The sequence below is a fragment of the Paenibacillus sp. P3E genome (assembly GCF_001909045.1).
Classification (GTDB): Bacteria; Bacillota; Bacilli; order Paenibacillales; family Paenibacillaceae; genus Paenibacillus_AQ; species Paenibacillus_AQ helianthi.
Genome location: NZ_LVWH01000164.1, coordinates 1 through 14162 on the forward strand (window position 1 = coordinate 1; position 14162 = coordinate 14162).

Here is a 14162-nt window from a genome sequence, read left to right on the forward strand (position 1 = left end):
GTATATAACAACCCCCTGCTTAACTGTAAAATAAACTTAATTTTATACATTCTGATGCCTTACTTTACCGAAAAGAAACAAACTGCCAAAGGGAGATGATAAATCACTAGAATTTAGGTTTACACATTGATGGAATTACCTTCTTACAGTAATTTACATGTTATGTTCTCTAACGCAATCAAGGCTTGTATATTTTCCCTGGAGATATATCCAAGTTTTTCTGATTAAATATTTCCATTATAAGGATACCCACGTCACATTTCACATCATCAAAAACGGTTTCATCTCAAGACTTCATAAATTTTATGTGGATTTTACATTTTACCGGTGGTAAAATCTTCTTAATATTTTTCCTACTAATCTAGACGGAAATAAAAGGGATCAATAGAAAAGGAGAATCCGCACTGACTGTCTGAAGCAGGAGAGATGTGAGCCAGAATTAACAACATAACTTGGAGGGGATTACATTTGGAGTGGACAAAACTACCTCGTAAGCTGTCTGTACTAGCCTTATCACTGGGCGTGACAGCCGGTATGATTCCGGGTGCGGCTTTCGCCGCCAGCAGCTTGCAGACGTCATCACTTAGCAATCATCTAACATCTTTGATTCAACCAAATCCGACTATTATTTCTCCACAGATCAACACCAAATCCTCAAATAATGTCCGGGTCATTGTTCAATTAAGCGGCCAGCCTGCTGCTGTCGGCAAATACGCGGCGAAGCAGGGAATCTCAGCTCTAGCCAAAACCGCTACGGAAGCTGCGGTAAAGAGCCAGCAGACCAGTGTGCTTGACCAGGCTAAAGCCAAAGGCATTGGCCTTACCGTCAACTACAAGTATGACACCATATTGAACGGCTTTGAAGTTAGCGTTCCGGCGAACAAGATTCCGGAGCTGGCAAAGATTTCTGGCGTTACTTCCATTTATCCGAACAGCACCTGGTACACTCTTCCTGATCAGACAGTAACCGATACTACTTACAGAAACGACAATGCTCCTCTCGAGCAGATTCGTGCCACATGGGCTGCGGATCACGGAATTAATGGTGCAGGCTTGAAAGTCGGCGTCATCGATACTGGTGTAGACTATAAGCACCCGGACATCGCAGCAGCCTACAAAGGCGGCTATGACTCCTTCTATCAGGACAATGATCCTTATGAAGAAGTTCCGCTGACCCCCGATAAAGATCCCTATGGCGTAGGCTATGAAGGTACTTCTCACGGTACGCATGTATCAGGCACCATCATCGGGCAATACACCGCAAAAAGTGATGTTGCTCAAAAAGGGGTAGCTCCCGGAGCGGATTTGTATGTCTACAAAGTACTGGGACGGAATCTTGAAGATCCGAGCAGAGCTTCCGGTTCATCCGCTCAAGTTATTGACGGTATTGAGCACGCGGTAAAGGATGGCATGGATGTTATCAACTTGTCCCTGGGTTCAGATTCCGAAAAAGATGTGAACTCCCCGGATTCGATTGCGATTAATAACGCCGTTTTGTCAGGCGTTGTGGCAGTTATCGCGAACGGCAACAATGGGAAAGCCGGATATTTTTCACTCGGTTCCCCTGCTACATCCCAGCTGGCGATCTCTGTTGGGGCCGTAAACAGTCCTATTAAAGCTTTCTCAGGCAAGTTCAAGACAGAAGCTGCTGACTCTGTTACTTCGGTTACTTATGACACCTATTATCCATTCAACGTTATGGCATACGAGCTGGGAAAATCTGATTTCTCTACAGTCATTGGCACTAAGCCTGTCAAGGTCGAATATGCTAATCTGGGAGCAAACGAAGATTATCCGGCGGGAGATCTCAGTGATACAATTGTTTTGGTATCTCGTGGTGATCTGACCTTTGACGTCAAGATTGCTAATGCCAAAGCCCATAAGGTTAAAGCGCTCATCATCTTTAATGGTAATTTTAAAACCGAAAATGGTAAGAAGGTAGCCATTCTGGATGAGAGCTATACAGATCGATCCGATTTCATAGGCCTTAACTTCGGTGATGGATACCAAAATGTACCAACATTTGACCTTGAAGGAGATAAGGGGCGTCAATTAGCAAGAACTATTCTTGCAAATAAGAACAAACCTACTTACTTCACTTTTAGCGCTGACTACGAGATGGAAATGACCCCAGGTGATGAAATGACAGATTTCTCCTCCTGGGGTCCAAATGTCGATGGCAATCTGAGCATCAAACCGGACATTGTTGCTCCAGGTGACGGAGTGCTGTCCACTTACCCTGCTTATGGTGGCGATTATTCCAAAGCGTATAAACGCAATAGCGGTACCAGCATGGCTACTCCGCATGTCGCAGGCCTGTCACTGCTGATCAAGCAGGCGCATCCGGAATATACACCATTTGATATTCGTGCCGCTCTGGCGAACACTGCAGATCCGATCCTCCACAATGGAGATCCGGAAGACCTGTACCTTCAAGGTCCTGGACGGGCCAATGTTGAAAATGCGATTTTGACTCCGGCACTGCTCGAAGCCGTAGAACCTATCTCTATTCTTGACAAGAACTATCTATCTCAAAGAATCACCAACTACAATCCTTCAACAAGTTTTGGAGTGCTGGTGCCAGGCTCTACGGCCAGCAAAGCACTGCAGTTGAAGAACATCAGCAAGAGCAGCGTTGCATACACTGCTTCTGTTGAATGGAACTATGGTGATCCGAATAAGGTTTCTGCCACATTGGACACAACCACTGTAACAGCATCCGCATACGGTACAACCGGATTTAATTTGAATGTTGCCGTTTCAGCTGATGCTGATCCGAAACTGGATTACCAAGGTAAAGTTGTTCTGACAGCTCCAGGACAACCGACCCTGCATCTTCCATTTACTGTCCATGTCAATGATAAGGCTGAACAGCCTGATTGGGGCACAGGCGTACAGGAAGCGGTGATCAGCTCGCCAATCGTGTACACCAGTTCACCCGCTGTTCTTTCGTACAAACTGAAAGCTAAAGACATCAACTATTATGAAGTCAATCTGGTGGGTATGGACGATGCCAAGAAAGGCTCTTTCCAGGTATCCACTACGGGCGCACCGGATAAATTCTTTGCACCTGGCAGCTACAGCACAGTTATCGGGGCCACTTACCAGCCCTATGACAGCAACGGTGACCCTATAGTTGATGCCAAAGGCAACCCTGCCGTAGCAACGATTACTGATGGGATCTATAAGCTTGAGATTCTGGCTATCACTGCAGAAGACAATACTAAAGGACCTATCAAGATTGATTTGAACCAAGAAGGCACATATTACAGCACTTATACCTCATTCCGGTTTGTTACTGGTTCTGCTCCGTCAACTGGCGGCGGTGGTGGTGGTGGTGGTGGTGGTGTAGTTGCACCGACAACACCAGTGATCCCTGGTACAGCTAAATCCCTTGTGGAAGAAGGGGCAACACAGGTAACTGTAACCCCAGTAACCGCATCGAAGGATGGTGTCACTACGGTAACCGTTAACGACAGTGATCTGAAGACAGCTTTGGCCAAAGCCGCTGCCTCCAAGTCAGCCGTTGTGATCTCTGTAGGCACCATCTCTGACAAATCTGCAGTACTAAGCTTGACTGCTGATCAAGTGAAGCTACTGGCTGGCATCCATTCGGATAGCTCAATCATTGTTAGTATTGGCGGTTCCGCTGTATCCTTGCCGGTATCCCTGCTCTCAGCTTCTCCTGCTGGCCAAAGCTTAAAGCTTGACATTAAGCAACAGCCTGATGCTGCAAGCAAGCTATCTGCAAGTACCCCTGGTTCGACGGTAATCGGAACCCCGATTTCCTATGAAGCTTCCTGGACTACAGCTACAAGCAGCACTTACTTGAACGTTCCAAATAATGTTTTCATCAAGAGATCCTTTACAGTACCTGGTGCAATCCAGCCAAAAACTGCAGGCGTGCTCTTTGAAGAGAACGGACTGGTAACCCCGGTTGCTTCTGTATTCGCGCCTCAGACGGATGGAACGACAATCGTTACGGTTAGCCGCCCTGGCTTCTCGGTGTATGCCGCAGTAAGCAAACCGGCTGCTGCCTTCAAGGATATCGCTTCTTCCAAATCGGCTGCTGCGATTCAGACCTTGGCCGACAAGCTGATTATCCAAGGCACTACGGCAACAACTTTCTCGCCGCTGAGCAATCTGACACGCGCTGAGTTCACCGCACTGTTGACCCGTGCACTTGGTTTGCGCACCGATGCCAGCGTTACCTTCTCCGATGTGAAATCATCGGACTGGTATGCTAAAGATGTTGCCGCTGCTTCCAAAGCAGGCCTGATTCTGGGCATTGGCAAAGGCAAATTTGCTCCAACTCAAAAGGTAACCCGTCAAGAGCTTGCTGTTATTCTCGACAGAGCACTTAAGCTGACAGGAACCGAATTGAAGTCCGCTAATCCTTCGTTCACTGCGTATACCGACAGTGCCAAAGTAGCACCTTATGCGAAGGACAGCCTGCAATCCCTGTCCAAAGCCGGCATCATCGGCAGTGAAACTGGAACGACCTTCAATCCTACTGCTCCAGCAACCCGTGAGACAGCTGCTGCTGCTCTCTACGAGCTCCTTAGCAAGATTGGTTTGATCGAGTAGTTCAGATGGAGAATACCAAGCTACTGTAACAAAAAGATCGTGTATGGCTCAGCCATACACGATCTTTTTTTGTGTTCATCCAGAAATAAATAGATCAACTTTACCCGGCAAAAGACGTCTGCCCGTCCTCTAAGAGAACGGGCAGACGTCTTTGTGTAAATCGGTATTTTATCGCTGTAACTTCAGAACCTTCAACAATCAGTCGCCGCGAAATGCACGCTTCACACGGTCAAAGAAGGATTGCTCCTGCTCATGTGTGTTTTCTCCATTGTAAGAAGCAAACTGGCGGAGCAGGTCTTTCTGCTCATCACTGAGCTTGCTAGGAGTCACGACGATTACACGTACATGCTGATCCCCTGTTCCTGAGCCGCGCAGATGTGGAACCCCTTTGCCTTTCAGCCGGAAGAAGGTTCCGGTCTGTGTACCTGCCGGAATCTTGAGCTTCACTTTTTCCGTCAGGGTTGGAATTTCAATCTCGTCGCCAAGCGCTGCCTGTGCAAATGTTAATGGAACCTCACACATAATATCATCGTTCTCGCGTACGAAGAAATCATGCGTCTTCACACGGATAACAATGTACAAATCGCCTGCCGGACCGCCGCGTGTACCGCCTTCGCCTTCGCCGGTCATGCGCAGCTGTGCACCGTCATCAACGCCGCCCGGAATACGGACATGAATCTTACGCTGCTTCTTGACTTTGCCTTGGCCAGCGCATGTTGTACATTTTTCCTTAATGATTTTACCAGTGCCTGAGCAATTAGAGCAAGGACGGCGGTTTCGCATTTGTCCAAGCGGTGTGTTCTGAACGAACTCCTGTTGGCCGCTGCCATGGCATACGGAGCAGGTTTCCGGTTTGGTTCCGGGTTTGGCACCGGAGCCGAAGCAGGTATCGCAGGTTTCCGTGCGTGGAATGGTGATGTCGGTTTCTTTGCCGAATACCGCTTCCTTGAACTCAATGGTCATGGTGTACTGCAAGTCTCCGCCGCGCTGCGGAGCGTTCGGATCACGACGGCCACCGCCGCCGAAGAACATATCGAAAATATCGCCAAGCCCTCCGAAATCACCGCCACCGCCGCCAAAGCCGCCGCCCATTCCCTGATTGGGATCCATATGACCATACTGGTCATACCGTGCACGCTGCTGGCCGTCACTAAGCACATCGTAGGCTTCCTTCACTTCTTTGAATTTAGCCTCTGCATCGCTGGCTTTATTGACGTCCGGGTGGTACTGGCGCGCCAGCTTGCGGTACGCCTTCTTCACTTCATCGTCTGATGCATCTCTTCCGAGGCCCAGAATCTCATAATAATCGCGTTTATCTGCCACTGCTTTCACCTCCGTACATCAATACTCAAACTCCCTGTAACATGTTAAAAGGAAAGTCAAAACACGGGATGCCCCGGTCTTGACCTTCCCTTCGTTCAAAATAAACTTATCGTCTAAGGTTACCCTTGATTCTTCTCGTCGTCAACAACCTCGTAGTCAGCATCTACAACATTGTCTTTCTTCGCGCCTTCAGAAGCTCCCTGGCCGCCTTCTGCGCCTTGTTCAGCCTGTGCCGCCTGTTCATACAGCTTCACGGACAATTGCTGTACAATCTCGGTCAACGCTTCTGTAGCCGCGTTGATTTCTTCCAGGTTGTCAGTTTCCAGAGCAGCTTTCAGCTTATCCTTAGCAGCGTTCGCTTTATCTACTTCAGAAGCGTCCACTTTATCGCCCAGGTCTTTGATTACCTTATCTGTAGAATACACGAGTTGGTCAGCGGAGTTCTTCGCTTCTACCAATTCTTTGCGCTTGCGGTCTTCCTCAGCGTGCAGCTCGGCATCCTTCATCATTTGTTCTACTTCTGCGTCGCTCAGGCCGCTGGAAGAAGTGATGGTGATCTTCTGGCTCTTGTTAGTGCCCTTATCCGTTGCCGATACGTTTACGATACCGTTGGCGTCAATATCGAAGGTAACTTCGATTTGCGGTACGCCGCGTGGTGCCGGTGGAATCTCGTTCAGCATGAAGCGTCCCAGGGTCTTGTTGCCGTTCGCCATCTGCCGTTCACCCTGCAGTACGTGAATTTCCACGCTTGGCTGGTTGTCGGCAAAGGTCGAGAAGACCTGCGATTTGCTTGTAGGGATCGTAGTATTGCGTTCGATCATCTTCGTGAACACGCCACCCGCAGTTTCAATACCCAGGGACAGTGGAGTTACGTCAAGCAATACCACGTCTTTTACGTCACCAGTCAATACACCCGCTTGAACGGCTGCACCAAGGGCTACCACTTCATCCGGATTAACGCCTTTGTGAGGCTCTTTACCGGTAAGCTTCTTGATCGCATCTTGTACGGCAGGAATACGTGTGGAACCGCCCACGAGTACGATTCTGTTCAGATCAGCAGGAGTCATGCCTGCATCGCTCAAAGCTTGGCGGGTAGGTCCCAGTGTACGTTCAACCAGACCTGCAGTCAGCTCGTCGAATTTCGCACGGGTCAGGTTGATTTCAAGGTGCTGAGGCACGCCGTCAACAACCGTGATGAACGGAAGGGATACCGTAGTAGTCAGTACGCCGGACAGTTCTTTTTTCGCTTTTTCCGCGGCATCCTTCAGACGTTGTACTGCTGCTTTATCTTTGCTCAGGTCAATGCCCTGCTCTTTTTTGAATTCAGCTACGAGGAAGTCCATAACCACTTGGTCAAAGTCGTCGCCGCCAAGACGGTTGTCACCGCTTGTAGCTTTTACTTCGAAGAAGCCGTCGCCCAGTTCAAGAATGGATACGTCGAATGTACCACCACCAAGGTCATAGACGAGGATGGTTTGGTCTTCAGATTTCTCCAGACCGTATGCAAGAGCCGCTGCTGTTGGTTCGTTCACGATACGCAGAACTTCCAGACCGGCAATTTTGCCTGCATCCTTGGTTGCCTGACGCTGGCTATCATTGAAGTAGGCTGGAACGGTGATAACCGCTTGAGTAACAGTTTGGCCCAGATAAGCTTCAGCATCGGATTTCAGCTTTTGCAGAATCATGGCCGAGATCTCTTGTGGAGAGTAGTCTTTGCCGTCAATGCTTTCTTTGTGGTTCGTGCCCATGTGACGTTTGATGGAAGCGATGGTGCGGTCCGGATTCGTAATGGCCTGGCGTTTAGCTGTTTCGCCGACGATACGCTCGCCGTCTTTCTTGAAGCCTACAACCGATGGGGTTGTACGCGCACCTTCCGGATTTGGAATAACGACGGCTTCGCCGCCTTCCATAACCGCCACGCAAGAGTTGGTGGTTCCTAAGTCAATACCGATAACTTTACTCACAGTAATGTGCCTCCTCAAAATGATATGGAGCCTTGGCTCCAGTTAGATTTTCTATTAAGTAATGGATTGGAACTCATTTACAACCGGCATATATAGACAGGACTACATGCTGACTTTGACCATGGCTGGACGAAGAACCTTATCCTTCAGGAGATAGCCCTTTTGGACCTCTTCCGTCACGATGCCCTCCTCGTGCTCCTCGCTCTCCACCTGCATGATGGCCTGATGGTATTCAGGGTTGAAAGGCTGTCCTACCGATTCCATGGCTGTAAGGCCTTCAGACTTCAGAATCCCTTCCAGCTGCTGGAAAATCATATTCACACCTTTGTTAAAGGCCTCAAATTCCGGACTGGCCGGAACTGTGGCAATTGCGCGTTCGAAGTTATCGAGTACCGGAATCAGTTCACCTACAAGCTTGGCTGTGGCATACTGTGCCAGTTCCTCTTTTTCCTTCTGGGTACGGCGGCGGAAGTTGTCAAAATCGGCCTGCACACGCAGCGCACGTCCTTGATATTCTTCGGCCAGCTCCTGCAGGCGTCTTGCTGCTTCTCCAGTTCCCGAAGCCTCCTCGAAGGCCTCTTCCGAAGCTGCTGCACCATTCTCAGGGGCTGTTTCAGCCTCATCGGCAGCCTGATTCTCATGTATTGCCTGATCCTTAATTTCATTAGTATCCTGAATCTTTTCCTCTTTCAAGTTGTCTTCACCTCCTTAAAATCATTCACGAAATCAATTACGCTCTGTTCACTTATACCAGTGTGCCAGCATCGCTGTCAAATCCCGGGACAGAATCCCCAGTATGCCCATTACGCGCGCATATTCCATCCGGGTCGGACCTAGGATACCAATGCTCCCAAGCGCTTTCCCGTCCAGCGAGTACGTGGCAGTAATCAGACTACAGTTGGCAAAAGCCTCATGCTTGTTCTCCATGCCGATACGCACCTGCATTCCGGTCCCCCCGGATGCGGGAGTAAGCATTTTGAGGAGTGTAGGCGTTTCTTCCAGCAGGTCGAGAATATTCTTCACCTTATCGACGTCCTTGAACTCCGGCTGGGTAAGCATATTAGTCGCTCCACTGAGATAGATACGCTGTTCATGGTCACTTTCGAGTGCCGTGTCCAGTACCTTCATTAATTCCTCATAGTGGGAGATGTGACGCTGCATTTCCTCCCCAAGCTCGGAATACAGCTGGCTCTTCAGCTTATAGAGCGGAACATTCACCAGCTTGCTGTTGAGTAGGTTAACCACTTTCTCCATCTCGGACAGAGAAATTCCCGGTGGAATACTTACGGTCTTATTCTCTACCTGGCCGGTGCTTGTAACAATGATCGCCACAGCGGTATTGTCATCCAGCGGCAGCAGCTGAAAATGGCGCAATGAAGTATGAAAAACCTCCGGCCCCAAAAGGATGGAAGTGTAATTCGTCATATTAGATAGAATCATTGCCGCATGCTGGATAACCTGCTCCGTGGCATTAAGCTTCTCGGCAAAAAATTCACGGATCGTGCCCATTTCCGCCGATTCAGCCGAATTCCATGGAACCAGATGGTCCACATAATAGCGGTAGCCCTTATGGGAAGGAATCCGGCCTGCAGAAGTATGAGGCTGTTCCAGATAGCCCAGATCCTCCAAGTCGGCCATTTCGTTACGGATGGTTGCAGGACTATAGCCTACATCTCCCCGTTTGGAAATGCTTCGCGAACCAACCGGCTCGGCAGAAGTAATGTAATCATCTACGATGGCATTCAATATCATTCTCTGGCGTTCGGTTAACATGCAAATCCCCTCCTGTCGGCTGCGGCTCCCGATTCGTTAGCACTCTAGTCAGATGAGTGCTAACCACTAATACAAAAATACCAAACTGACCTTGGCATTGTCAAGTCAGTTCAATATCTTCGCTCCGCCCATTTCAGCCGAGCCGGGCTTCCCGCGCTGTACGGCAGACCAGTTGCATTACCTTGCGGTGCAGAAAAGGAAAAAGCGTAAACATAATATCCATCGTCCGGCGCAGCGGCATCGGGTTCACCAGCGCTTCATTTCTCTCCAAGCCTTTACACGCAAGAGCGGCAAAATACTCGGGTGTCATAAGCTTTTGCTTTTTCACCTGGGTCAATACTTTCTTCTTATCCATATGTACTGCCTCACCGCTTTCAAAAATCAGCGTGTCGACAAATGCCGGACACAAGCAGCTTACCTTGACACCGTATGCCTCTGCCTCATAATGCAGAGAAGTCGTCAGCCCCACCACCGCATGCTTGGTCGCGGAATAAGCACCACTTCCAGGAGCAGGTCCGAGACCGGCTGCAGAAGCCGTATTGGCTATGTACCCGAAACCTTGCTTCATCATTAAAGGATAGGCTGCCTGCACCCCATGAATGACTCCCCACAGATTTACATCCACGATCCTTTGCCAGTTCTGCTGTGTCATATCCCCAATCTCCCCGTACATCGCAATTCCCGCATTGTTGAACATATAATTCAAACGCCCAAAATCCCGGTAAATGCCATCTACCATTGCTTTTACCGCAGTTCCATCAGTGACATCCACCTGAATGAAGCGGCACTCCCCGCCCATCTGCTCAAGTTCAGCCGCCGTCCTAAGCCCTTCCTCCGCGTTCAGATCAGCGATAACAATGTACACCCCTCTTGTTAAAAGCTCTTTGCACAAGGCCTTGCCAATACCTGAAGCACCTCCGGTAACGATCCCTACCCGTGTAATCTTTACCATTTCTCATCTCTCCTTACCTATGTATGAGTGTATCAATTCACCACATCGGAACAAAATAGTACGTTCGTTCTAATCTAACTAAGCAGAAGGCACTTACTGCCTTTTACCCTTTACTTCGAATCCCATCCACAAAAACAGTCACACTGCGCTGGAAAAGTCCCTCTAACGCTATAGACTCCATCGTAAACAAATATTGACACAGCCCGCCGAGCAATGTTCCGAACAAGAAACCCGTAGACGTAAGCTCCGCTTCAGTGAGATCGAATTCTCCGTTCTCCAATCCCAGCTTGAATATTTCATAATAAGCATGCATAGGCGTTGAAGCGAGCCCTCTCAGTTGTGCTACTGTCTCCGGTGAAGTCGCGGGGTTGCTGCCTAATTCCTGTCCAGCCTGCAAAAGCGGCGTTTTAAAGTTGTTCTGGACGAAATGAGCCATCGCGTAGAGCTTCTCTACAGCCGTACCATAATTTACGGAAACCTCCTCCCACCGTTCTTTCCAGGAACGCATCGTTTCCAGAGCGAGATAGACAAAGAGCTTCTCTTTATTTTCAAAATGATAATAAATATGCCCCTTGCTGCAGCCGGACTCTCTGGAAATATCAGCGATTGAAGTTCCGGAAAAACCTTTTTGCGCAAAGAGCCGCGCCGCCTTGTCTGCAATAAGTGACCGGGTCTCCTCACTGTCATAATGCCTTTTATTCATAATACTACCTTCCTTGATGAAATTGAACGAACGTCCTAATTAAAAGGATAAACCAGAGTTACATTTTATTCAAGATAAATCCATATTTCAGGATGTATTCCGCAACCAATTTCCCACTCCTTAGTCTATTATTTATGGGGGTGTGAAATGAAGTCACTAAAACGATGGTTATTCGCTGCATTCAGCATGATGATGGCCACTCTTATACTGTCAGGCTGCATGCCGGGTGGGATGGTGGAGAAATTCGGGCCATACAAATGTTATTATGGTGAGCTGGAGTATGCTTCAGTCTTCCAGTGGAATAACATTACCTATATGAATAATAGTGACACGGATATCAGCGGGTTGAAAACAGGAGACCGTGTCGGTAAAATCAACTACCGCAAAGCCGATCATCAGTGTCCGCGCAATCCCATGCAGAATGGAGACGCCACAGTGCTGGAAGTGGGAACACCACTCTACGCAGTAAAAGGGTATAAAACCTCGGCCCGGTTAATGGCAGGTGAAAGGCTGTATGAGGCTACCGATAATCCGTCTGCCCAAACGATGAACGACCTGCTTGATATTGAAGGCAAAATCAAGACCGTCCGTTTTACCAGCGGCATGGACGGGAGTCCTCTGAAAGATTTCACACCTGAGGCTAACGCCGTATTTATCCGGGAGTATCCGAAGCTCAAATACATCCCGTTTGACCAGTTGTCGAAAGAGACCAAGCAATGGGTAGGAGATAAATACTGGCTTGAAATTGAAATGACCGACGGCTCCAGCAGAAGAATTACATATAACACGATGTTCGAAGCCTTCCATCCTTCCTGTTATGCTACACCTGAACTCGCCAGGCTGGTGGAAGAGCAGCGTAAGCTGATCTATGTGAAATAACCCGTCTGCTATACGCATAGCTTCACATTCGTTGCCGCCAAATTCTTCTTTGGCCTCATGCACTCCATGGTTATCAGATGTAATCAAAAAAAACACTCTTCCGCAAACGGCTTCGGCCTGCAGAAAAGTGGTTTTGTATTATATAAGGTAAACCCGAAGGCTAATGCCTCTCGGTTATTAATCCAGCTTCTTCAGCACGGCGATTTCATCGCAGGCATGCTGCTTCTTGCAGTTCACGCAATCGGTCCAGACCTTCTCCGGGAAAATCTCTTTCTCCACGACGGTAAAGCCGTTTCTGAGAAAAAAATCCACTGCATAGGTCAGCGCCATAATCTTGGGAATCTTCTGGCGTTTGGCTTCTTCCGTCAGCTTCTCCAGGATCATCGAACCCACGCCTTTGCCTTTACCCTCATCACGCAATCCGATCGAACGGACCTCTACGAGATCAGCGCCCAGTCTGAACAGCGATCCGCAGCCGATGAATTTGCCGTCTAATTCGGCAATCACGAACTGGTCAATCTGGCGGGTCAGTGCTTGCCTGGAACGGGGAAGCATAATTCCGCTCTGAGCGTATTCTTCTATCATTAAATACAGCGGCTCTACATCCTCCACCGTAGCATTTCTGCATATCACCTTGTGGTCTCCCGCAGGAGCCGACTGGCGGACCTTCTCCGTTTTGACAAGCACTTTGACTCACCCCTTGTTGTTAATATGAATAAATATACAACAGAGTGAATTACAATTCAAGAGGTATTTTAAAATTAAACCTCTGTCAAAGCCCCGACAAATTCACCGAAAACATCGTTCCCGAACAGAATACCCTGCTTGCTTAGACGATAGATGTCTCCATCCTGCTCGAGCAAGCCGGCGGCAAGCATTTTATTCAGCGATCCTCCAAAAATATCCTGCAGCGACTTCCCGAACTGTGCCTGGAACGCTTGATCCGACACACCCTCACGCATGCGTAGGCCAACCATCATGAAGTCCTCCATCGCCTCCTGCTCGGAGACCCTGAAGCTGTCCAGACGCGGCAGTCCCTTAAGTGAAGCTTCAATGTACGGATTGACACCCTTGATATTCATATGCCGCTGCCGTTTCACATATCCATGCGCCCCGGCCCCTAGGCCATAGTAATCCTCATTACGCCAATACGTAATATTGTGGCGGCTCTCCATTCCCGGCTTGGCAAAGTTGCTGATCTCATATTGCCCGTAACCTGCAGCTTCCATAGTAGACATCAGCAGGAGGTACATCTCCAGTTCATCCTCTTCGCTGGGCAGCGGAAGCTTGTTCTTGTTGAAGAGGGTATGGAACAGTGTATTCTCCTCGACCTTGAGGCTATAAATTGAATAATGCGGCAAATTCAGCTCCAGTGCCTTGGTTATACTCTCCCTCAGCATATCGACGGTCTGGTTCGGCAGTCCGAACATGAGATCTACCGACAGATTATGCAGACCCACACTGCGCGCGTTCTCCAGACTGCGGTAGACATCATCCACGTTATGAATGCGCCCAATGCCGCTTAGCAGCTCATTCTGAAAAGCCTGTACGCCAAAGCTGACCCGGTTGACGCCGCCTTCCTTCATGACTGCAAGCTTATCTTGATCTGTGGTACCAGGGTTAGCTTCCATAGAGAACTCTATATTCTCATCCCACTGGGGGAAGTGTGTGCGGACCGATTTTAGAAAATAGGCCATTTCATCCGGCTTCAGCACCGTAGGTGTTCCCCCGCCGACAAAAATCGTCTTGATCACACCAGGCGGAGTATTCTTCACCGTAAGTTCCATTTCCCGGTCCAGCGCTTGCAGGTAATCCATGACCGGCTGATCCTTCAGGACGTAGGAATTGAAATCGCAGTAAAAACATTTATTGGTGCAGAAAGGGATATGAATGTATACGGCCTCCGGGGGACGGCCATTATTCAGGTTTGTCATAGCTGTCTCCTTTGTTCAAAATTATTAAAATATATATCTATATAGAT

At 48.8% G+C, this 14162-nt stretch carries 10 protein-coding genes; 2 read left to right on the forward strand and 8 right to left on the reverse strand.

The window, feature by feature from the left end; translation table 11 throughout:
• Window positions 1-468 precede the first annotated feature (468 nt).
• The gene (locus A3842_RS14785) at window positions 469-4587 is read left to right on the forward strand and encodes a S8 family serine peptidase (protein WP_074101910.1); all 4119 of its coding nucleotides are present in this window, start codon (window positions 469-471) and stop codon (window positions 4585-4587) included.
• A gap of 198 nt (window positions 4588-4785) precedes the next feature.
• On the opposite strand, the gene dnaJ is transcribed toward A3842_RS14785, so the two are convergent.
• The 6 genes from dnaJ to A3842_RS14815 form a co-directional block, all read right to left on the reverse strand.
• The gene (dnaJ, locus tag A3842_RS14790; protein ID WP_074086315.1) at window positions 4786-5910 is read right to left on the reverse strand and encodes a molecular chaperone DnaJ; all 1125 of its coding nucleotides are present in this window, start codon (window positions 5908-5910) and stop codon (window positions 4786-4788) included.
• Between the two features lie 119 nt (window positions 5911-6029).
• Window positions 6030-7874 carry a molecular chaperone DnaK gene (gene dnaK / locus A3842_RS14795; RefSeq protein ID WP_074086314.1) on the reverse strand — a complete coding sequence of 615 codons (1845 nt, stop codon included), beginning with the start codon at window positions 7872-7874 and terminating at the stop codon, window positions 6030-6032.
• Window positions 7875-7976: 102 nt separating this feature from the next.
• Window positions 7977-8567, reverse strand: coding sequence for a nucleotide exchange factor GrpE (gene grpE, locus A3842_RS14800; protein ID WP_256701702.1), 591 nt, complete (start codon window positions 8565-8567; stop codon window positions 7977-7979).
• A 48-nt stretch (window positions 8568-8615) separates the two neighbouring features.
• The gene (gene hrcA, locus A3842_RS14805) at window positions 8616-9647 is read right to left on the reverse strand and encodes a heat-inducible transcriptional repressor HrcA (protein ID WP_074101911.1); all 1032 of its coding nucleotides are present in this window, start codon (window positions 9645-9647) and stop codon (window positions 8616-8618) included.
• Between the two features lie 133 nt (window positions 9648-9780).
• Window positions 9781-10599: an SDR family NAD(P)-dependent oxidoreductase gene (locus tag A3842_RS14810; RefSeq protein ID WP_074101912.1), complete on the reverse strand. Its 819-nt coding sequence runs from the start codon at window positions 10597-10599 to the stop codon at window positions 9781-9783.
• Window positions 10600-10702: 103 nt separating this feature from the next.
• Window positions 10703-11302 carry a TetR family transcriptional regulator C-terminal domain-containing protein gene (locus tag A3842_RS14815; protein ID WP_074101913.1) on the reverse strand — a complete coding sequence of 200 codons (600 nt, stop codon included), beginning with the start codon at window positions 11300-11302 and terminating at the stop codon, window positions 10703-10705.
• Window positions 11303-11449: 147 nt separating this feature from the next.
• Between A3842_RS14815 and A3842_RS14820 the strand changes: the two genes are divergently transcribed.
• On the forward strand, window positions 11450-12181 hold the full coding sequence (locus tag A3842_RS14820) for a hypothetical protein (RefSeq protein WP_074101914.1): 732 nt from the start codon (window positions 11450-11452) through the stop codon (window positions 12179-12181).
• A 177-nt stretch (window positions 12182-12358) separates the two neighbouring features.
• Here the strand turns inward: A3842_RS14820 and A3842_RS14825 are convergent, their stop codons facing one another.
• Together A3842_RS14825 and hemW are read right to left on the reverse strand one after the other, a co-directional pair.
• Window positions 12359-12868 carry an N-acetyltransferase gene (locus A3842_RS14825; RefSeq protein WP_143186285.1) on the reverse strand — a complete coding sequence of 170 codons (510 nt, stop codon included), beginning with the start codon at window positions 12866-12868 and terminating at the stop codon, window positions 12359-12361.
• 74 nt (window positions 12869-12942) lie between these two features.
• Window positions 12943-14115: a radical SAM family heme chaperone HemW gene (hemW, locus tag A3842_RS14830; RefSeq protein WP_074086309.1), complete on the reverse strand. Its 1173-nt coding sequence runs from the start codon at window positions 14113-14115 to the stop codon at window positions 12943-12945.
• Window positions 14116-14162: the final 47 nt, after the last annotated feature.

What these genes read in the sequence shown, in the direction of transcription:
- A3842_RS14810 (WP_074101912.1), bottom strand. Translation starts at nt 10,599, where the DNA reads ATGGTAAAGATTACACGGGTAGGGATCGTTACCGGAGGTGCTTCAGGT.
- A3842_RS14815 (WP_074101913.1), bottom strand. Translation starts at nt 11,302, where the DNA reads ATGAATAAAAGGCATTATGACAGTGAGGAGACCCGGTCACTTATTGCA.
- hrcA (WP_074101911.1), bottom strand. Translation starts at nt 9,647, where the DNA reads ATGTTAACCGAACGCCAGAGAATGATATTGAATGCCATCGTAGATGAT.
- hemW (WP_074086309.1), bottom strand. Translation starts at nt 14,115, where the DNA reads ATGACAAACCTGAATAATGGCCGTCCCCCGGAGGCCGTATACATTCAT.
- A3842_RS14820 (WP_074101914.1), top strand. Translation starts at nt 11,450, where the DNA reads ATGAAGTCACTAAAACGATGGTTATTCGCTGCATTCAGCATGATGATG.